Source organism: Streptomyces sp. NPDC057486 (genome assembly GCF_042802415.1).
GTDB classification, from domain to species: Bacteria; Actinomycetota; Actinomycetes; order Streptomycetales; family Streptomycetaceae; genus Streptomyces; species Streptomyces yanii.
In genome coordinates this window covers 19309-40662 of record NZ_JBHVEE010000091.1, presented here as the reverse complement: position 1 = coordinate 40662, position 21354 = coordinate 19309, and the positions used below count along the sequence as shown (strand labels likewise).

Annotated in this window: 12 protein-coding genes; 7 read left to right on the top strand and 5 right to left on the bottom strand. The window is 70.2% G+C overall.

Going from position 1 to position 21354, the window contains the following annotated elements; all coding sequences use genetic code 11:
- Positions 1–318 precede the first annotated feature (318 nt).
- Both ACFU6I_RS32480 and ACFU6I_RS32475 read left to right on the top strand, forming a co-directional pair.
- Positions 319–1686: a cytochrome P450 gene (locus tag ACFU6I_RS32480; protein ID WP_384373119.1), complete on the top strand. Its 1368-nt coding sequence runs from the start codon at positions 319–321 to the stop codon at positions 1684–1686.
- Between the two features lie 162 nt (positions 1687–1848).
- Positions 1849–2247, top strand: a complete 399-nt coding sequence (locus tag ACFU6I_RS32475; protein WP_345511083.1) for a DUF6221 family protein — start codon at positions 1849–1851, stop codon at positions 2245–2247.
- A 470-nt stretch (positions 2248–2717) separates the two neighbouring features.
- Here ACFU6I_RS32475 and yicI read toward each other — a convergent pair whose 3' ends face one another.
- Positions 2718–4994: an alpha-xylosidase gene (gene yicI, locus ACFU6I_RS32470; protein ID WP_384373116.1), complete on the bottom strand. Its 2277-nt coding sequence runs from the start codon at positions 4992–4994 to the stop codon at positions 2718–2720.
- A gap of 61 nt (positions 4995–5055) precedes the next feature.
- Positions 5056–7932: a glycoside hydrolase family 3 C-terminal domain-containing protein gene (locus tag ACFU6I_RS32465; RefSeq protein WP_384373114.1), complete on the bottom strand. Its 2877-nt coding sequence runs from the start codon at positions 7930–7932 to the stop codon at positions 5056–5058.
- 503 nt (positions 7933–8435) lie between these two features.
- Here ACFU6I_RS32465 and ACFU6I_RS32460 point away from each other — a divergent pair.
- The 5 genes from ACFU6I_RS32460 (at position 8436) to ACFU6I_RS32440 (ending at position 16787) form a co-directional block, all read left to right on the top strand.
- On the top strand, positions 8436–10106 hold the full coding sequence (locus tag ACFU6I_RS32460) for an extracellular solute-binding protein (protein ID WP_384373112.1): 1671 nt from the start codon (positions 8436–8438) through the stop codon (positions 10104–10106).
- 106 nt (positions 10107–10212) lie between these two features.
- Positions 10213–11292, top strand: coding sequence for an ABC transporter permease (locus ACFU6I_RS32455; RefSeq protein ID WP_384373110.1), 1080 nt, complete (start codon positions 10213–10215; stop codon positions 11290–11292).
- The gene (locus tag ACFU6I_RS32450; RefSeq protein WP_384373108.1) at positions 11289–12272 is read left to right on the top strand and encodes a carbohydrate ABC transporter permease; all 984 of its coding nucleotides are present in this window, start codon (positions 11289–11291) and stop codon (positions 12270–12272) included. Before ACFU6I_RS32455 ends, ACFU6I_RS32450 begins: the two co-directional genes overlap by 4 nt.
- A 259-nt stretch (positions 12273–12531) precedes the next feature.
- The gene (locus ACFU6I_RS32445; protein ID WP_384373123.1) at positions 12532–14508 is read left to right on the top strand and encodes a beta-galactosidase; all 1977 of its coding nucleotides are present in this window, start codon (positions 12532–12534) and stop codon (positions 14506–14508) included.
- Entirely contained in the window at positions 14505–16787 is a 2283-nt protein-coding gene (locus ACFU6I_RS32440) for a glycoside hydrolase N-terminal domain-containing protein (protein WP_384373106.1), read from the top strand. The genes ACFU6I_RS32445 and ACFU6I_RS32440 overlap by 4 nt, the downstream gene beginning before the upstream one ends.
- Positions 16788–16909: 122 nt before the next feature.
- Here ACFU6I_RS32440 and ACFU6I_RS32435 read toward each other — a convergent pair whose 3' ends face one another.
- The 3 genes from ACFU6I_RS32435 to ACFU6I_RS32425 form a co-directional block, all read right to left on the bottom strand.
- A complete protein-coding gene (locus ACFU6I_RS32435) occupies positions 16910–18715 on the bottom strand; it encodes an HEXXH motif domain-containing protein (protein ID WP_384373104.1) in 1806 nt (601 codons plus the stop codon).
- Positions 18716–19044: 329 nt separating this feature from the next.
- Positions 19045–20151: a caspase family protein gene (locus ACFU6I_RS32430; protein ID WP_384373102.1), complete on the bottom strand. Its 1107-nt coding sequence runs from the start codon at positions 20149–20151 to the stop codon at positions 19045–19047.
- The gene (locus ACFU6I_RS32425; RefSeq protein WP_384373100.1) at positions 20148–21317 is read right to left on the bottom strand and encodes a hypothetical protein; all 1170 of its coding nucleotides are present in this window, start codon (positions 21315–21317) and stop codon (positions 20148–20150) included. Before ACFU6I_RS32425 ends, ACFU6I_RS32430 begins: the two co-directional genes overlap by 4 nt.
- Positions 21318–21354 lie beyond the last annotated feature (37 nt).

Below are 21354 nucleotides of genomic sequence, written 5' to 3'. Positions count from 1 at the left end.
CCCCACACCTGTGGGGCGGGGCGCCGCGGCGTTTCCCGTGGCCGAGCCGTCCGCCGAACAGGCCGGATCATGCGGGGCCGCGAGGACCGGCGACCGCTGAGGAATCGCCCCTCTCCCCTCACGTGGACGGGAGAGCGGGCAGGATCCCGGTCCGCGGCACCGTCCCGACCGACCAACTCCCGTAACGAGACCCGGATATCCTCGACAACTCACGTACTCCACAAGGCCGATGGGGTCACCGGCCCTGCGGCCCTCCGGAGTCGAGCCACGTCGCCGCGTACCGGACACCGGTGCGCCACCAGGGAGCGGAGATCTTTCATGTCCACGGAGACCGGCCCGGCCGCCGATGCCGAATCGCGCGGCCACGTGCCCGTACCGGGCCCGAAGGGGCTGCCGTTCCTCGGGAATCTGCCGCAGTTCGGGAAGAACCCACTGGAGTTCTTCGAGCGGCTGCGCGGGTACGGGGACATGGTGCGGTGGCGCTTCGGCCCCAACCCCTGTGTGTTCATAGCCGATCCGGAGTGCATAGGCGAGCTGCTCACCGAGACGGAGCGGACCTTCGACCAGCCGGCGCTGGGCATCGCGTTCCGTACCGTGATGGGCAACGGCGTGGTGGTCGCGCGTGGTCCGGACTGGCGGCGGAAGCGGTCCCTGGTCCAGCCGTCGGTACGGCCGAAGCAGGTGCGGTCGTACGCGGCGACGATGGCGGGCAGCACGGTGGAGCTCGCGGACACCTGGTCCGGTGGTGAACGCATCGACATCAAGCGGGAGATGGCCGCACTGACGCAGAAGATCGCGGTCCGCACCATCTTCGGGGTGGACACCCCGGCGGACGCCGAGGCGATGGGCCGGGCGATGGATGTCGCCCAGCAGGAGATCGGCAAGGAGTTCAGCGGCATCGGCGCCCTGCTCCCCGACTGGGTGCCGACGCCCGGCCGAGCCCGGATCAAGAAGGCCGCCGCGGTCATCGACGCCGAGGTGGGCCGCGTCGTGGCCCGGCACCGCGACGGCGACGACGAGCGCCCCGACCTGCTGAGCCGGCTGCTGACCGCGGTGGACGAGACCGGCGCGCACCTCACCGACCAGGAGATCCGCGACGAGACCGTCACCCTGTACATCGGCGGGCACGAGACGACCAGTTCCACGCTGGTGTGGGCGTGGTACCTGCTGTCGCGCAATCCGCGGACGCGCACGGCGCTCACCGAGGAGCTGGACCGTGTCCTCGGCGAACGGGAGCCGGAGTTCGACGACTACGCGCGGCTGACGTACACCCAGGCGGTGGTGAAGGAGACGCTGCGCCTGTACCCGACGATCTGGCTGGTGACCGGAGTCGCGAAGGACGGGGCCCGGATCGGCGGCGTGGACATGCCGAAGGGAACGAGGGTGTGGAGCAGCCAGTGGGCGACGCACCGCGACGAGCGGTGGTTCCCGGAGCCCGATGCGTTCCGCCCGGAGCGCTGGGACGCCGACAACGGCGACGACATCGCGGAGTACGCCTGGTTCCCGTTCGGTGGCGGACCCCGGGTCTGCCTCGGTACGCGGTTCGCGATGGTCGAGGCGGTGCTGATCCTGGCGGTGCTCGCGCGCCGGTTCGAACTGGACGTGGACCCGGGTGACGTCAACCCCGTGCCGACGCTGACCCTGCAGCCCGACCGGGACGTGCTGGCCACCGTGCGGGCGCGGTAACTCGGCGGAGAGCATATCCGTATGACGGAACACGCGCGGGCGCGATGTGCCCTCGGCTTCCGCCGTACGGCATCCTCGTGCTGAACGAACAGCGCGGCCCCGGAGCGGCGAGTGATCTTGCCGGTCCGGGGCCGTACCCGACTGTGGAGGATGCGGAACCCGATGACTGACAACTCCGACATGGTGGCCTTTGTCCGGGCCCGCCTGGCCGAGGAGGAACAAGTCGCGCGAGCAGCCGGCGGCGCGAGTTGGCGGTGCCCCGCCGAGACGCCGGGCGAGGTCCACGACCGGACCAGCGCCATCGCGTTCAGCCTGCGGACGCATGGCTACGACGACCACATCGCCCTTCAGGATCCCGCGCGCACACTCCGCCGCATCGAGACGAGCAGAGTGCTCCTGGACGAGTACGAGGAGGTCGCCGCCCTGGACGTCGACCGCCCCCACCACGACTTCCCCTCGGGCCGCGCGGTCGGGCTCGGATTCGTCGTCCGGCAGATGGCGGCGGAGGATGCCGGCCACCCCGACTATCAGGCCAAGTGGCTGCCGCGGTTCACCCAGTGACGAGCCCCTCGCAGGGACGGCGACCGAGTTGCGAGATCGCGAGCAGTACGCGACCGGCTTCGGCGTCCTGCCGGGCCGCGGAGGGCCGGCATCATGAGCGGATCGGTCAGGCCGCGCCGCCGCAGGGCCGCGGCCGGTTCGCCGACATGCCCGGCGCGCACACCGCGTACGGCCACGGCTCCGTCAGGGCGCCGCCGGGACGCCGCCTACGGTTGCGCCTGCATGACAGCTGTCGTCCTCGGCATCGTCGTCCCGGCGATGGGGGCCACCTTCGGCGGCGCGAGGCTCTGGCGATGGGCGCGTGACACCTTCCCCGGCGGTGGCTGCGGCTTCGCGATGACGGTCGGCGCGCTGACACCGGTGACGTTCGCGGTCGGAGCGATATCGCTCGCCCGCTTGAACCGGTCGGCGCAGAAGGCCCGTTCGGCGGCCCGGTGCGCCGGGCTGCGGACGGGCCTCTGCCGAGGGGATCAGCCCGTCACGGTCACCCTCACCGTCCCCTCCCCCGTCGCCCCGCTCTCCTCCACGATCACGCGGTACGGCCGGTCCGTTCCGTCGGCCGTGACGCACAGCGTGTCCGCGTCCCGTGCGACGTGGAAGGTCGCCGCCGGGACGCCTGCCAGGTCCGGCACCGTGACCGGCGTAACGGTCGTCGCCGACGCCGGGCCGAACACGCGCAGCGTCAGTCCGTCCAGCCAGTCGCCGTCCGGGCGCTGGTCGTCCGCGCCCCACGGGAGCACGGCGCCGGGGCGGACCAGGATCGGCAGGCTGTCGAAACCGTGTGTCTCGTGGCGCCAGACGGGTCCGGTGACCGTCTCGCCGGTCAGCAGGTGGGTCCAGGTGCCTTCGGGGACGTAGTACTCGACCTGGCCGTCCTCCGTGAAGACCGGGGCCACCAGCAGGTCCGGGCCGAGCATGTACTGGCGGTCCAGCATCCGGGTCGTGGGGTCGCCGGGGAATTCCAGCAACATCGGACGCATCACCGGGATGCCGGTGCGGTGGGCCTCGGCCGCGACCCCGTACAGGTACGGCATGAGGCGGTGCTTGAGGAGGGTGAACTTCCGGGCCACGTCCACGGCCTCGTCGCCGAACGCCCACGGCACCCGGTACGACACATTGCCGTGCAGGCGGCTGTGCGAGGAGAGCAGTCCGAAGGCGAGCCAGCGTTTGAAGACCGCCGGGTCGGGCGTGCCTTCGAAGCCGCCGATGTCGTGGCTCCAGAAGCCGAACCCGGACAGGGACAGGGAGAGGCCGCCGCGGAGCGACTCGGCCATCGCGGTGAACGAGGCGAAGCAGTCGCCGCCCCAGTGGACCGGGAACTGCTGGCCGCCCGCCGTCGCCGAGCGGGCGAAGAGCACCGCTTCGCCGTGCCCGCGCTCCTTCTCCAGGAGTTCGAAGACGGTGCGGTTGTAGATCTGGGCGTAGTAGTTGTGCATCCGCTCAGGGTCGGAACCGTCGTACCAGACCACGTCCGTCGGCACCCGCTCTCCGAAGTCCGTCTTGAAGCAGTCCACGCCCTGGTCCAGGAGGACACGCAGTTTGGCGTTGTACCACTCCCGGGCGGCCGGATTGGTGAAGTCGACGAGGGCCATGCCGGGCTGCCACAGATCCCACTGCCAGACGTCGCCGTTCGGCCGTCGCACCAGATATCCGTGCTGGGCGCCCTCCGCGAACAGCGCCGACTTCTGAGCGATGTACGGATTGATCCACATGCTGATGCGCAGGCCGCGTTCCTTGAGCCTGGCCAGCATGGCCTCCGGGTCGGGGAAGACATCCGGGTCCCACTGGAAGTCCGACCACTGGTACTCGCGCATCCAGAAGCAGTCGAAGTGGAAGACCGACAGCGGAATGTCGCGCTCGGCCATTCCGTCGACGAACGAGGTGACGGTCTCCTCGTCGTACGAGGTGCAGAACGAAGTCGTCAGCCACAGGCCGAACGACCAGGCCGGGGGCAGCGCGGGCCGGCCGGTCAGTGCGGTGTAGCGGGCAAGGATGTCCTTGGGGGTCGGGCCGGCCACGACGTAGTACTCCAGCGACTGGTCCTCGACGCTGAACTGCACCTGGCCGACCGACTCCGAGCCGATCTCGAACGACACCTTGCCGGGGTGGTTGACGAAGACGCCGTAGCCGCGCGAGGAGAGGTAGAACGGGATGTTCTTGTACGCCTGCTCGCTGCTGGTGCCGCCGTCCGCCTGCCAGATGTCGACGGTCTGGCCGTTCTTGACGTACGGGGTGAAGCGCTCGCCGAGCCCGTAGACGTTCTCGCCGACATCCAGGGCGAGTTGGGCGATCATGTGGTGCGCGCCGTCTGGAGTGGTGGCGAAGGCGGTGCCCTTGGCGTCGACCGCGGTGAGGCGGCGGCCCCCGGAGTCGAGGAAGGTCATGCCCCACGGTCCGTCGCCGTCCATGCGCAGGGTCAGCGGGCCGCTGGTCAGTTCGGTGACGGCGCCGTCCCGGCGGGTGCGGGCGGCGGCGGTCGCGGGGTCGAGTCCGGGGAACTCGAAGTCCGGCCCGTGGTTGACCTTGCCCGCATGATGAGTGGTGCGTACGCCGATGATCCCTTCCGCCGGAGCGAAGCAGTCGACGGTGATCAGCGGGGTGTTGAGAGTGTCGCCGCGCTGGGCGACGTGCTTGACCGCCGCGTAGGCGGTGAACCGGTCGGCGGTGACGCGCAGATCGCGAATCTCGGTCGCGTAGCAGGCGCGGACGCCCTCACGCATGAGCCAGAAGCCGTCGGTGAACTTCATGAGGACTCCTTGCCGGGGGCAACTGGAGGGGAAGTGGCGGGGGTTCGGCGGGCGGGCGAGGTCACTCGGTGGCTCCGATGAAGGTGAGCCCGGCAAGGCGCACGGTGCCGCGCAGGGTGACGCGCACGTCCAGGACACCGGAGGCCGTCAGCGGCGCTTCATGGGCGCGGTAGTCGTACGGCCCTTCGGTGGCGGGGATGTCGATGTCCGTGGTGCGGCCGTCGACCGTGACCTCCACGGCGCCCTCCCCCGCCGCGGACACGGCGACGACGCGGATTCCGGCCGCGAAGTCACAGCGACGGTAGAGGAGTTCGTTCCCGGGCGCGGTGGCGGTGACGGCGTCGCCGTCCGTCTTGGCACGGTCGACGATCTCGGTGGCGAGCTGCTCGTCGTAGTCGGCGGCTTCGAGACCCCGGTGCAGGACGGGGCGCGGGCCGGACGGTTCGCCGCCGACCGTGACGACGGCGGTGAGCCTGATGTCCGTGCTGGAGGCTCCGGCCTGGATCTCGTACGTGCCGGGTTCGACGGTCCAGCGGCCGTGCGCCACATCCCAGTGGCCGAGCTCGGTCACCGAAACCGTGAAGTCCACGCGCTGCCCGGCGCCGGGCGCCAGGTGCAGGCGGCGGTGTCCGACGAGCTGCCGCAGCGGCCGGACGACGGACGGTGCCACGGCCCGTACGTAGAGCTGGGCGACCTCGTCGGCGGCGACGGTGCCCGTGTTGGTGACGGTCAGCGACACCCGCAGCAGGTCGCCGTCGAGCTCCGCTTCCGCGCCGGAGTAGGTGAACGCGGCGTACGACAGCCCGTGGCCGAACGGGAAGAGAGGTGTCCCCTCGTAGTACAGGTACGTCTGCCGGGAGCCGATGATGTCGTAGTCCAGCAGGCCGGGCAGCTCGGCGTCGGAGGTGTACCAGGTCTGCGGCAGTCGGCCGGCCGGGGAGACGTCGCCGGCGAGGATCCGGGCGAGCGCGGTCCCGGCGGCCTGCCCGCCGTGGGCCGTCCAGAGCAGAGCGGGAAGCACGGCCGCGGCGTCGGTGAGTGCGTACGGGTAGGCGGAGGTGACCGCCAGGACCGTGCGCGGGTTCGCGGCGTGCGCGGCGCGCCACAGGCGTTCCTGCTGGGCGGGCAGGTCGAGGGTGGTGCGGTCCTCGGTCTCGCGGCCGTTGATGTGGGCGTCGTTGCCGACGACGACGATCACGGTGTCGGCCGCGGCTGCCGCGCGGGCCACGGTGTCCTCACCGTGCTCGATCACCTCGATCTCGAAGACGGTGGCGGCCCCCGCCGCGGTATCGCCGGAAATTTCCTCGTCCGCGTCGGCAACCTTTACGCCGTCGGCGGCAACGGAGACATACCTACCCGTTCCGATGTGCAGAAGGCGGTGACCTCCGACGTGCCCTTCCACCTCTTCCCGGCGGAAAGTCTCCTGGACGATCCAGCCGCCCGGCTCGTCCGCGGACGCGCGTACGTAACCGTCCTCGGCGACCGACAGATAGCGGCCCGCGGGGTCCCGCAGGGTGATGACGCCGTTGCCCCAGTCGACGAGCGCCAGCTCGGACGGGGTGTCGCCGCAGGTCAGCGGGGGCAGGTCGGTGCGGCCGGCCAGGAGTGCCGGGTCGAGGGCGCCCTCCGCGCCCCGGTCGGCGCTGTCGCCGTCGTCGGTCTCGGGGATCTGCAGCCAGCCCGCCGCGCACTTCAGACGGACCAGGTCGGCGCCCTCTGCGAAGGTGACCCGGTCCGCGCCGAACCGGGCCCGGATCCCGTCGAGCGGGGTGGAGCGGTGGATCAGTGTGCCGCTGTACCAATCGAGCTTGCAGGCGTCCGCGAGCAGGCCGACGACGGCGACCGTTCCCCTCTCCTCGGGGTCGAGCGGCAGCAGTCCGTCGTTCTTCAGCAGGACGACAGCCTGTTCGGCGGCCTCCTGGGCGAGCGCCCGGTGCTCGGCCGTGTCGAAGGCGGTGGTGTCCGCGTACTGGTCGAGCCCGGGGTCGAACTCCCCGAGCGAGAAGCGCAGCTCCAGGAGCCGGCGGACCGCGGTGTCGATGTCGTGCTCGTCGAGGAGCCCCTGCTCCAGCGCACCGCGGATGCGGCCGGTCATGACGGCGGATTCCTGGCCGTGGTCGGTGAAGCTGTCGACCCCGGCCTTCAGCGCGGCGGCCGTGGCCTCTTCGTGGGTGTCGAAGTAGTGCTCGGAGTCGACCAGGTTGGACGGCGCCCCGGCGTCGGAGCAGACCACGAGGGACTGCTCGGTCCAGCTCCGCAGCTGCTGGGACAGGAGCGGCGAGACATGGTTGGGCCGCCCGTTGACCAGGTTGTACGCGGGCATGACCCCGGCCACCGCGCCCGCCTGCACGGCGTCGCGGAACGCCCGGAGGTCGTACTCGTGCAGGACCCGGGGGCGGACCGACGAGGAGGTGATGTCACGGTCGGTCTCGTTGTTGTGCGCGAGCCAGTGCTTGAGGACGGGGGCGGTCCGCCAGTAGTGCGGGTGGTCGCCGCGCAGCCCCCGGGTGTACGCGACGGCGATGGCGGAGGTCAGCGCGGTGTCCTCCGCATATCCCTCCTCACCGCGCCCCCAGAGGGGGTGGCGCAGCAGATTCACTGTCGGGGCCCAGACGTTGAGGCCGACCCGGTCGTCCTTGGCGCGCTTGGCGCGGACCTCGTTGCCGACGGCCTCGCCGACCCGGCGCACCAGCTCGTCGTTCCAGGTGGCACCCAGTCCGACGGCTTGGGGGAAGACGGTCGCGGGCCCCATCCAGGCCACGCCGTGCAGGGCTTCCTGGCCCGTACGGAAGGCGCCGATCCCAAGCCGGTCCACCGCGGGCGCGAACTGGTGCAGCATCGCGATCCGCTCGTCGAGGGTGAGCCGCCGAAGCAGATCGTCGATGCGCTGGGCGAAGGGCAACTGCGGGTCGCGGAAGGGCTGCGGTTGTTCCGTCACGTGCGGGTCCCCTTGGAAAGGTGGGAGGTCTTTCGATGTCCGTGCCAGGAAAGAGGTGGCCGGGCTTCGAGGGGATCTGTCCAGGCGTCGGAAGATCTTTCGAAGCGCTTCGATGCTCCGTTCCCAACCCCACAGGTGTCAAGGGTGCACCTCCGCCAGTTGTCCGCAACCGAGCCCCGCGGCGCCGGGAAACTGTTCGGAAACAGGTCGGGGGAATCTGGAAACCGACTCTTGTGCGGCCGGAGCGCTTCACTTAACCTCACTGCAACATCGAAGCGCTTCGACAGAATTTCGACAGAGCCTCGATGGAATGCCTGTCACCTTCGATTCCCCCGGATGGTGACATGCTCTGCCACCTCCTTGTTGAACCGCTTCACCTGGGCAGGTTCAGCCGGTTCCGCCGGTCCCCCCGGCCCAGCCAGTAACGCCTCACCTCAGACACAGGAGCCGAACGGCGGTCGCCCGCCGCGTGTCGTCCTGGTGCGCCTCGAAGGGTTGACGCAATGACGCCGAATTCCTCCCCCGCCTCCACCGCCCCGAGCCGGAGAAGCTTCCTCGCCTCCGGTGCCGTCGCCGCGGTCGCCGTGGCCGGCGGGGTACCGTTGCTCGCCGCGTGCGGCGGCGGCGCCGGTTCCGGGAGCAAGGACGGTACGACGACGGGCAAGGCACTCAAGAAGGTCCTGCCGGACCACATCCCGTCGAACCTGGTCCAGCCCGACGTGGCAAGCGTCAACGGTTCGAGCCCCGGCTTCACCAAGCTGCCCGACCCGCTGGTCGCATCGGTGAAGTCCGTGCCGGGCAAAGGTTCGGCGTTCCGGATCATGACCCCGCTGTGGGGCACCGTCCCGAAGAAGAACAACCCGTACTACACGGCCGTGAACAAGGCCGTCGGCGCGACGCTGAACTTCGACCCGCAGGACGGCAACACGTACCAGGACAAGATCGGCGCCGTGCTCGCCGGTTCGGACATCCCGGACGTCGTGACCATCCCCGGCTGGAACATGCAGGGCCAGATCCGCAACGCGATCGTCGCCAAGTTCGCCGACCTGAGCCCGTACCTCGCCGGTGACGCGATCAAGAAGTACCCGAACCTGGCGAACATCCCGACCGGCGCCTGGCAGTACTCCGTCTTCGGCGGCAAGCTCCGCGGTCTGCCCATGCCGTCCCCGATCCTCGGCAACGCGATCTTCTACCGCAAGGATCTGGTCGGCTCCGGAGCCGTGCCGGCGAGCGCCGACGATCTGCTGGCCTTCGGCAAGGAGTACACGGACGCGAAGAAGAAGGTCTGGGCCTTCGACGACCTGTGGACCTGCATCCAGAAGATCTTCGGGCTGCTGCCCGACGCCCCGCACTACTGGAAGTTGGAGAACGGCAAGCTCGTCCACAAGATCGAGACGCAGGAGTACCGGGAGGCGCTCGCCTTCGCCCGCAAGCTGCACGAGGGCGGTTACGTCCACCCCGACGCCGAGGCGGGCAAGGACGCCGACTCCAAGATCCGCTTCACCGGCGGACGCGTCCTGATGTACAACGACGGCACCGGCGGCTGGAAGGGCATGGTCACCGAGCAGGCCACCGCCAACCCGAAGTTCGACATGCAGGCACTGGACTTCTTCAACCACGACGGCGGAAAGCCGGTCCTGTGGCAGGACGACCCCGCAGGCATCTTCACCTTCCTCAGCAAGAAGCTGCCGAAGGCGAAGATCGAGGAGATCCTCGCCGTCGCCGACTACGCCGCGGCGCCGTACGGCACCGAGGAGTTCATGCTCACCAACTACGGCGTGCAGGACACCCACTACACGGTCAAGGACGGGGTGCCGACCTTCACGCCACAAGGAGTCCAGGAGGCCCAGCCCTCCACCTTCATGTTCCTCGCGTCGCCCCCGCACACCGTCGCGTTCCCGGACGAGCCGCAGCTGGTGAAGGACTACGCCGGCTGGATGGCCCGACAGGCCCCGAACGTCAAGAAGCCGCTCTTCTTCGGCATGCAGATCGTCGAACCGCAGCGGTACGCCTCCCTCTACACGCCCTTCGACGACCTGCAGAAGGACATCCGGCGCGGCCGCAAGAAGGTCGGTGACGTCGACGCCGCAGTGACGACGTGGAAGAACAGCGGCGGCGACAAGCTGCGCGACTGGTACCAGGACATTCTCGACAAGAACGGCTCCGGCAACTGACCCGTACGGCGGACACGGACCCGTACGTACGTAAGGCAGCGAGACGGCCGCCGGGCGCAGGGACGCCCGGCGGCCACGGCGGAGGGCACGACATGGGGAGCACACGGTGAAGCCACGGGCCACGGTTGCGACCGAGAGGGACCGCGCGGCCGACCGGCCGACTGACCCGATCGGCGACAGCGACAGCGGGGACAGCACCGGCAGGGACGGCAGAGCGAGTAGCGGCGGCAGGACAAGCAAACGCCCGGCGAAGACCCCACCGGCGGCCGGCGGCACCACCTGGCGCCTGCGCCTGCGCCGGGACCGCACGCTGGTCCTGATGACGCTGCCCGCCATCGCACTGCTGCTGATCTTCAATTACATCCCGCTGCTCGGGAACATCGTGGCCTTCCAGGACTACGACGTGTACGACCTGGGCATCACCGGCAGCCCCTTCGTCGGCTTCGACAACTTCGCCCGGATCTTCGAGGACTACCGCTTCTGGCAAGTCCTCATCAACACACTGGTCATCTTCCTGACCCAGCTGATCCTCTTCTTCCCCATCCCGATCGCCATCGCCCTGCTGCTCAACACGATCATGAGTGCGCGGGTGCGGGCCTGGGTACAGGCCGTCGTCTATCTGCCGCACTTCTTCTCCTGGGTGCTCGTCGTCACCGTCTTCCAGCAGATGTTCGGCGGGGCCGGCCTGGTCGCGCAGTGGCTGCGGGAACACGGTCATGAGGGCTTCGATCTGATGACCAGTGCGAGCTTCTTCAAGTTCCTGGTCACGGCACAGGCCGTATGGAAGGACGCCGGGTGGGGCGTGATCGTCTTCCTCGCCGCACTCGCCGCCGTCAACACCGATCTGTACGAGGCGGCGGCCGTCGACGGTGCGGGGCGCTGGCGCCGCATGTGGCATGTCACGCTGCCCGCGCTGCGCCCGGTCATCGCGCTGCTGCTCGTCCTGCGGGTCGGCAGTGCGCTCAATCTCGACTTCGAGCAGATCCTGCTCCAGCGCGACCAGGTCGGGCCGGGCGCCTCCGAAATCCTCGACACCTACATCTGGTGGACGGGCATCAAGACCGGCGACTTCGGCTACGCGGCCGCCGCCGGAATCTTCAAGGGACTGTTCAGCGTCGCCATGGTGCTGGGTGCCAACAAGGTCGCCCACATGCTGGGCGAGCAGGGGGTGTACTCCAAGAAATGACGACTCTCCTGGAAACGGACAAGGACAGGAACCGGACGGAGCAGCCCTCCACGGGCCCCACGGAGTCTCCGCTCCAGCGCGCACTGCGGATCGAGCCACGCCCCGTGTGGGAGGAGGAGCCCACCAGGACCGGTCTCGCCTTCAAGGGCTTCGGTCTCGTCGCGATCTGCGCGATCGTGCTCGTGCCCCTGTGGGTGGTGATCGTCACCAGCCTCTCCGACACCAAGACGATCAACGACGCGGGTGGCCTGGTCGTCTGGCCCAGGGCCATCACCTTCGTCGCGTACAAGGAACTGCTCAGCGGCGGTGCCGTCACCCGAGCCGCCCTGGTGAGCGTCGGCCTGACTGTCGTCGGTACGGCGTTCAGCATGGTCATCTCGGTGCTGTGCGCGTACGGACTGAGCCGACGGGACTCCTTCGCCCACGGCAAACTGCTGATGACGCTGATGGCGACGATGTTCTTCGGCGCCGGACTCATCCCGACCTATCTGCTGGTCACCGGCATCGGCCTGAGCAACAGCTACTGGTCGATGATCCTGCCCAGCGCGATCAGCGTCTTCAACATCCTGGTGCTGCGCGGTTTCTTCATGGACACCGCGCCCGAACTGATCGACGCGGCCCGGATCGACGGCGCCGGCGAGTGGCGGATCCTGCTGCAGATCATCATGCCGCTGTCCCGTGCGGTCATCGCGGTGATCTCGCTCTTCTACGCGGTCGGCTACTGGAGCCAGTGGTTCAACGCGATGCTGTACATCCAGGACAGCGAGAAGTATCCGCTGCAGATGATCCTGCGCCAGCTCGTCCTGCAGCACCAGGTTCCGCCGGGCGCCATGGGCGCGGCGGTCAGCAGCGGTCAGATCAACAGTCTCGCCGTGCAGATGGCGGTCATGGTGCTGGCGCTGATCCCGGTCGCGGTGCTGTCGCCGTTCGTCCAGAAGCACTTCCAGAAGGGCATGCTCACGGGCGCCGTGAAGGGCTGATCCGCAGCGCACACCCTCTTCTCACCGCGCCCCCTCTCTCCCGCTCTCCTTTCCTCCACCGGAAGGTGTCCGCCATGCGCGCTTCGTCCGCGCCCACGCCCCGTCGGGGACCACCTGGGTCCGGATCGACGACCAGCCACCAGTGGGGCTGGACCGGCGAAGCGATCACCGGCGACCCCCGCGTCCACGGCCGTGTCCACCTGGGCACCAACGGCCGTGGCATCCAGTACGCAGACCCTGAATGAGGAACGAGAACTCCATGCCGTCCCTGCGTGACGCAACCCGTGGCCGCATTCTCTTCGGCGGCGACTACAACCCCGAACAGTGGCCCGAGGAGGTGTGGGAGGACGACGCACGGCTGATGAAGGAGGCCGGGGTCAACTCCGTCACCCTCGGGGTGTTCTCCTGGGCGCGGATCGAACCCCGTCCGGGTGCACGCGAGTTCGGGTGGCTGGACCGCCTGATGGATCTCATGCACGCCCATGGCATCGGCGTCGTGCTCGCCACACCGACCGCGTCCCCGCCGCCGTGGATGGGGGTGAAGCACCCGGAGACACTTCCGCGCGCCGAGGACGGCTCGGTCGTCTGGTACGGATCGCGGCAGCACTTCTGCGCGAGTTCGCCGGTCTACCGCCGTTACGCGGCGTCCGTCACCGAGGACCTGGCGGCGCGGTACGCCGACCACCCGGCACTCACCGTGTGGCACATCAACAACGAGTACTGCACACACTGCTGGTGCGACGGGACGGCCGCACACTTCCGCCGGTGGCTGCAGGACCGCTACGGAACCGTCGAGGCGCTCAACGAGGCGTGGGGAACGGCGTTCTGGAGCCAGCGCTACGACACCTGGACGGAGATCCTGCCGCCGCGCAAGGCGCAGTACATGAAGAACCCCACGCAGGTGCTGGACTTCAAGCGGTTCACGTCCGACGCCCTGATGGAGTGCTACGCGGCCGAGCGGGACATCGTCGCCCGGCACACCCCGCACATCCCGGTGACCACCAACTTCATGCCGTTGTGGTCGGGCCAGGACGCCTGGGCGTGGTCTGCGCAGGAGGACATCGTCTCCGTCGACATCTACCCCGACCCGAAGGACCCGCAGGGCGGTCAGTACAACGCGATGCTCGCCGACATGACGCGCTCGCAGGCCGCCGGGCCGTGGATGCTCATGGAACAGGCCGCTGGACCCGTGAACTGGCGAGGTGTCAACCATCCGAAGCCGGCCGGTCTGAACCGTCTCTGGTCACTGCAGTCCGTGGCGCGCGGCGCCGATGCCGTCTGCTACTTCCAGTGGCGGCAGTCCCGGCAGGGCTCGGAGAAGTTCCACTCCGGGATGCTCACGCATGCCGGCGAGCACGGCCGTACGTTCCGGGAGATCAAGCAGCTCGGCGCCGAACTCGCCACGATCGGCGCGGCGGTGAGCGGCACGGACGTGCCCGGCGAGGTGGCCGTCCTGCACGACTGGGACTCGTGGTGGGCGAGCGGTCAGGAGGGGCGGCCCTCCGCGCTCCTCGACTACACGGAACTGGTGCAGAGCTGGCACCGCGCCCTGTGGGAGACCGGGACCGCCACCGAATTCGCCCGCCCGGACGACGACTTGAGCCGGTTCCGGATGGTGGCCGTGCCGCAGCTCTATCTGCTGTCGGACACCGCGATCAACAACCTCGTCGGCTATGTGCGCGGCGGCGGGACACTGGTCTGCGGCTTCTTCAGCGGGGTCGCGGACGTGGACGACCGGATCAGGCCGGGCGGCATGGACGAGCGGCTGCGCGAGCTGTTCGGCATCCGTACGCTCCACGAGTGGTGGCCGCTCGACGCGGACACGACGGTGGAGTGCGACGGCTTCCGGGCAGGTGTCTGGTCGGAGGAGCTGGAGGCGGAGCCGGGTACGGAGATCATCTCCGCGTACCGTGGCGGCGAGCTGGACGGGCTGCCCGCGGTCCTGCGCAGGGGCCGCGCGTACTACGTGTCGACGCTGCCCGAACCGGAGGCGCTGCGCGCCCTGCTCGGCCGGGTGGCGGCAGAGGCGGGGGCCGGGCCGGTGCTGGCCGGACTGCCGGAGGATGTGGAGGCGGTGCGCCGCGGCGAGCTGCTGTTCCTGCTGCACCACGGGCGGGGCAGTGTCACCGTGCCGGTCCCCGGCCCACACGTGGATCTCCTGACCGGGGAGGACGTCGACGGCCTTGTGGAGCTGGGCCGTTACGGCGTCGCCGTGCTGCGAAGCAGCACACCATGAGCGACGGTACGGAGGGTGGAGCCCGGGAGTGCGACGGTACGTGGGAACCATGCCCCGCGGCCCGCTGGGAGGACGCCTTCCTGAGCGGAAACGGCCGGCACGGCGCCATGGTGTACGGGGACCCTTATGATGACCGGGTCATCGTCAACCACCACACCATGGTCCGCCCCAACGGCAGCGAACACGCCCGCCCGCCCCGGCTCGCCGACCGGCTGGAACGCCTCCAGGACGCGCTCCTGGCCGGAGACGTCACCGCGGCCGAGCATTTCGGAGCGGGCCACCCGTTGCTGTGGGTGCAGCCGTTCCACCCGGCGTTCCAGACCCGGGTACGTCGCACTCCTGCCTCGGTCTCCAGCTCCATCGGGACGGCCGGCTACCGCCGCGCCGTCGACTTCGCCACCGGGGAGATCCGCGCCTCGCAGGAGGACTGGCGGAGCCGTGTCTTCGTCTCGCGGGCCGACGACGTCATCGTCCAGTACATCACCGGGTTCGGGCTCGTCGTGGATCTGGCCCTGGACCACGCACTGCCCGGTGCGCCGCCGCGCCTCGCCATCGGCCGCAGTACCGTACTGACATCCGACGGCGCCCAGTTGGCGTTGCGTGCGGGCTACCCGGACAGCGATCTCGCGTTCACCGGCGTCACCGTGGCCCGGGCGGACGGCGGCACCGTGACGGTGTCGGGCGAGGGCATCCGCGTCGAGGGCGCGCGAAGTCTGCTCCTGCTGACCCGGGTGCGGCGCCACGCGGGCAGCCTGGACCTCGCCGAGGAATGGGCGGCGCTGCCGTGCGCCGATTATGCGACGCTGCTCGCCCGGCACCGGCCGCTGCACCGCACCGCCTACGAGCGCGCCGCTCTCACCCTCCACGCCGACGCCGGCGAACGCGCCCTGCCGGGGAGCAAGCTGATACGCCGCCCCGACAGTCCCGCGCTCCTGGAGCGCCTCTTCGCGGCGGGCCGCTACCATCTGCTCTCCGCCTCCGGAGCACTCCCGCCCCGGCTGACCGGCCTGTGGACGGGCGACTGGAACACGGCCTGGTCCGGTGCGTTCACCACCAACGCCAATCTCAACCTCCAGATCGCCTCGGCCGCCGCGGCAGGGCTGCCGGAGGTGTCGGAAGCCCATGAAGGTCTGGTCCGCGGCCAACTGGCCGACTGGCGGGACAACGCCCGCGCGATCTTCGGCACCCGGGGGATCGTCGCGCCGACCCACACGGACGGCGAGTCCGGCCACAACTACCACTTCCAGCGCGCCTATCCGCATCACCTGTGGACTGCGGGAGCGGACTGGCTGCTGCAACCGCTCCTGGAACATGCCGAGACCACCGGCGTCACGGACCCGTGGCTGACTGGAGCACTCACCGAAGCGGCCCAGTTCTACGAGGACTTCCTCACCCGCCACGCCCCCGACGGCACCCTCACCATCGTCCCCTCGTACTCGCCGGAGAACCGCCCGGCCAACGCGAGCTGGGGAACGGTCAACGCCACCATGGATATCGCGGCGGCCCACCACGCCCTGACCGCCGCCGCCGACCGCTCCCCGGGCCACCCGGCCGCCGCCCGCTGGCGCGTCCTCGCCGACCGTCTCCCCCGGTACCGCGTCAACGAGGACGGGGCGCTCGCCGAATGGGCGTGGCCGGGCCTGCAGGAGACGTACGACCACCGTCACCTCAGCCATCTCTACCCGGTGTGGCCGCTGGCCGCGATCAACCCGTACGACACGCCGGAGCTCGCGGACGCCGCGCACCGCGCACTGGAACTGCGCGGTGCGGAGAACGACTCCGCCCACGGCCATCTGCACCACGCGCTGATCGCTGCGCGGCTGCGGGACGGTGCGCGGGTCCTGGACGCGCTGAATGCCGTGCTGGAGGGCGACTTCTTCCACCGCTCGCTGATGAGCTCGCACTATCCGTCCCGCAATGTCTACAACGCGGACGCCGCTCATGCGCTGCCCGCGGTGGTCATCGAGATGCTCGTCCAGTCCACGTCGGACCGGCTGATCCTGCTGCCCGCGTTTCCCGACACGTACCCCTCCGGCGAACTGTGCGGTGTACGAACCCGGTTCGGCGCCCGCATGCACCTGTCCTGGACCGACGACGGTCACGCCACGGCCGTCCTGCGCCCCACCCGTGACGCCCGTGTCGATGTGCGTACGGGCGAGGGGCTCACCCTCACCGATGGCGCGACACCCGACCCCACCGAGACGTCAGCCAGAACTCCCGTGACCGTGCTGGACCTGACGGCCGGCGTGGACCGCGTCCTCACTCTGAGGCCGCGGTAGCACACGGCGACGTCGGCGCGCTCGGCACCTCGCAGGGCACCCATCAGGATCACGGCGTCGGCCGGCGAGCTCCCCGTGATCCGCCGCACGGCTGCCCCTGTCGGCCGGAGTGGACCGCGTCCTCACCGTGGAACGACGGTGGAGCCGCCCCTGGACCCGTCGCGCGGGGACGGCGGAGCGGCCAGCCATCGGGCGGTCTCGACCCAGTTGTCGGGTCGGCCCGCTTCCACCAGCGCCGCGAACCGCTCGGGGCGGGCGAGCAATCGCCGGTCCTGCGGGTGCAGCGCGGTGTGCGCCAGCAGCCAGCCCGCCAGCGCGTGCGGGTCGAAGGGGCCGGGGCCGCACAGCTGTGCGGCGTACCTCGCGAGCGCCGCATCGGCGTCACCCGCCACGAGCAACTCGTCGGCCGTCGGCGCGGGACCGGGCCTGGGCTCACGCAGCATGTAGAGCCGGCCGCGGTTGTCCTGCCAGTACCCACCGCTCGAAGGCGGGGTGACCACGGCTGCACCACCCGGCGCCGGGTCGGCACCCGAGCGCAGCGCCTTGATGAGCGTGTCCCGCTCGTCCTCGCCGCAACGCAGGTTACGCAGGCGCCATTCCACCCGGTGGCTGACCGCCGAAGCTCGCGCCCGGGCTTCGGTCGCCGGTGCCACCTCGTCCCTCAGCCAGTCGTCGACGGTCTCGGACAGCCGGGTGACGAGCCGTCGCCCGGGTACGGTGAGCTGCGCCCGCGTGGCCAGCGTGCGGAGCACCATGCGGGTCTGGAGCCGACGCAGCGCGAAGAGGAACGGCGCCCGTCCGTCCGGGTCGGCGGCGGTGTCACCGATCCGCTCCCGCCAGAATCCGGTGACGCCGACGAAGGCGTACGCACCGTGGAGAAGGCCGGTCAGGTGGCGTGGATCGGCGCGCCACGGCGCGTAGTGGAGCGCGGACCGGTCGTCGTCGAGCAGGGGGAAGAGATGGAGCAGCGCGCCCAGTTTGCTGTGCTGGAACTCATGGACGAGGGTTTCCGCGAGGGCGAGCCCGTCGTGGGGGCGCGCGATCACCATGGAGGCGAAGGCGTCACCGGTGGAGGCGCTCAGCCCGGCGGGCGGCACCGGGAGGTCATCTCCACCGTCCTTGGCGCGCCAGGGCACGATCCGGCTGATCTCCTCGGGCCGCAGACCGCCGGGGCCCGTGCCGCCCCGGCGCAGAAGGGACACGGCGTCGTCGAACAGGCCCCGCCAGGCGCGGACTTCTTCGGGGGCGAGACGGCCGGGGGCGATCGGTTCGTCCAGGTCGCGGTACGGATCGAGGTCGTCCAGCTGCACGGCACGCGCTCCGGGCCCGACGGCCAGCCTGTGCACCGGCAGCCAATGTGCCGATTCCGGCTCGGTGACCGGGCGTACGACGACCTCCGGCCCGGAGGCGCCGCGGAGCGTGAGCGTTCCGCCTGACACCACGGCTCGTACCGCGTGGAAATCCTCGCTCTCCGGGCCCGGCAGCCGGATCATCCCCAGCGCGGGCAGGCTGACGGTCGTGCCCCGGGCGGGCAGGAGCAACGCGGCGTCCGTACCCGCGTGTACGGCCGCCGTCGCGGCCACGGCCGCGATCTGTCCGGCGTCGGCCCACAGCGGCGGACCGGATGCCGTTCCGTGCAGCCGGCGCAGGGTGTGGGCGAGCCAGCTGCCGACCTGAGGGGTCAGCAGCAGCGCCTCGACCGGCTCCGGCGCCTGCGCGGCGGCGGCCTCCAGCGTGGGCCAGACCGTGCCGGCGTCCAGCGGGCCGAGGACGCCGGGATCCGATTCGAACAGATTGAGGAGCTCACGCAACAGCAGGAGACGGCGGGTGCGTTCCCCGCGGACCAGGAATGCGACAGCCTCGCGCGAGCCGCCACCTGCGGCGAGCTCGTCGAACAACCGGCCGGGCATACGGATCGGGGCGTACACATCGCTCCTGTCGTGGACTGATTCTCCTGGCCCTGGTAGCTATTCGGCCCGACCTGGTTCGGGGTTGCCCATGGCGTTGACGCGAGCACGCCGTAGCTCTTCAAGCAGCCGCGGACCCGCAGGTGGGGCAGCAAGGCGCAGCAGATCGGCGACGCGCACGGAGGCCAGATCCATGAGGTCGGACTCAAGGTGATCGGATGTGCCGTCGGCGGGTACCGGCTGGTACAAGGCGCGCTCCCCCTTCGCGAGCGGTGGCACAGGATGCCATCGTTTACTCCATCATGACGATTGAGACCCCTTCCCGAAACCCATGTGATCACGCCAGTTGATCACGTTCCCGGCCCGGGTCCGGCAATGAAGTCCCTGACGGCTGCCTTCAGTTCGACGGCCCGGCCGGGTTCGTCGTCGAGCAGTGTCACCGCGTCGTACAGCTCCCACAGCTTGTCCGGCTGTGCCCGGATGGTCCGTACGATCCCGATCACATCCGTACGTGGCATCGTGTGCCGCGGCATCCGCGCGACGACGGCGGCCGGCAACTCGTTGACCAGTGCCTGGCGTGCGTCACGGTCGCTCATCAGCGGATACGCCAGCAGGGACTCGATGAGCCGGGCGAGCAGCCGGCCCGGCGATGTGGCAGCGGGTCCGGGCGCGGCCGGTGGGTTCCACGGGCTGTTCTCGGTCCGTCCCGGCCGGTGCAGGAAGAGGCTGGGTAGTTGATCGGTGTGACCCGCCGCCCTCAGAGCGTTCATCCTTGCCTGTACGCCCTCGAAGAGAGGGTCGGGATCCGGCAGCGGATCAGCGGGGAGCTCGCGAAGAACGATGTCCGAGAACACTCCGAGCCGACGCTCCGGATCGTTGGCCGCCCGCTGTCCCCGGCCGGCCGCGAACATCAGGATCTGCTCGTGCGCCTGGATCCGATGCCCGGCGGGAAGCTGCTCACCGGGCAGCGAGTGCGGGAAGTTGTGCCGCTCGTCGAAGGTCTGACAGGCGTCGATCATCCACATCTGCCACCCGAGGCCCGTCACCGCATCGCTCCTGAGTGTGCCGCGGGCAGATTCCACATCGATGTTGCGCCGGTCGGGCACGGTGGCGTCGGCGCAGTAGAGCCGCAGGTGTTCGTCCGTGTCCAGCACGCCGTGACCGCCCCACCACACCCACAGGGCGTCACCGCTGCGGGCAGGGATGTCGGTGACGAAGGCGCGCCTCAGCGTGTCGTGGTCGGCCGGCCGGTACGGAACTCCCGGGTCGGCGCCGGACAGCGGTGCGAGATGGAGCAGGATGTTGGTGTCCGGGACACCGCGGGCCAGCAGCCAGTCACGGAAGCGCAGTGCGTCCCGTACCGGTCCGGGAAGGTTCCAGTCCGGGCCGGCCGCGTACTGCTCGATTCCGATGACCAGGGCGACGACTCGGTCGGGTGCGACAGGTCCCCGGATCATGGCAGGCGCTCCCCGATCGCACGGTAGACGGTCGGATCGGTCCAGTAGGCGCTGTGCGCGACGGGAAAGGGCTGTCGGCTGTCGGTGGCGACGTCCTGGGCCCTGCCGGGGAAGAGTGGCTCCGCCGCGTGGCCGAGCAGATCACGGCGGTCGTAGAGATTCAGCCACGGCGGGACATGGGCAGGCAGCGGATCCGGGTGGACCAGCGCGGGCAGCGCGCCCATCTCGTACAGGAAGGGACCCTGCGAACCGACGGTGACCAGCAGCTCCACGCGGGGCAGCGGGCCCGATATCAGGGTGTCGAGGGAGATGATGCCGCCGAGGCTGTGGCCGAGCAGGACCACGGGCGGCTCCTGCCGCATGACGAGATCCCGCAGCCCATGACGCATGTCCTCGCCCCTGGCCAGGTACTTGAGGATGTCGCCGGCAGCCGGATGGGCGGCGTCGGTGAGGGCACGGCGCCGCCGCACGGCGTATCGGGAGCCGAGGCGTACGAACGGCTTACCGGCCATGCGGAGCAGTGGGCCGCGGCCTGTGCCCGCCGGAACGGCGCCGAGGCGCCGGGCGACCTCCGCGACGGCGGCGTCCCGGGCGTCCCCGTCACCCTGCACGGGGCTGTCGGCTTCGACGGCGGCAGCGATGACGGTGGCGGTCAACGCGCGGGCCAGCACCCACGCCAACGTCTCCGGGTCCAGGGCCTCGGCAGCGGGCGGGAGCAGGGGATTTCGCGCGAGCCCGGCCGCCGCCTCCGGAAAGCCGGGCCCGAGCAGCTCTGCCCGGGGTTCACCGTGTGCGGCCAGGTCGAGGAGGAGGGCCCTGGGGCGTTCATCCGGAAAAGCCGCGCCGGGCGGTGTGACGCCTGCGCTCACACCTGCCGCCGCCTGCGCCAGTTCCGCCAGGGGGTCCCCGTAGAGCCGGGCCCACTCCTCGGCCTCGTCACCCTGCTCGTCGGGGCCTTCGGCGCTCCGGCCGGTCCCGGTGCCGGGTCCCTCCGGGATGCTGACGCCGCCTGCGGCGAGCCTGGCCCCGTACTGTTCACCCCAGCGGTAGGCGACCAGGTGCGCGTCGGGCACTGTTGTCGCAAGCCCCGAGGCGACCTGTGCCAGCAAGGTGGTGAGATGTGGTTCACGCACACCTGTGCCGTGAGTGAAGACCACTGTGGTCATGTGTCCGCCCCCCGTTGCCGTGTTGCCGTCGGTCGGC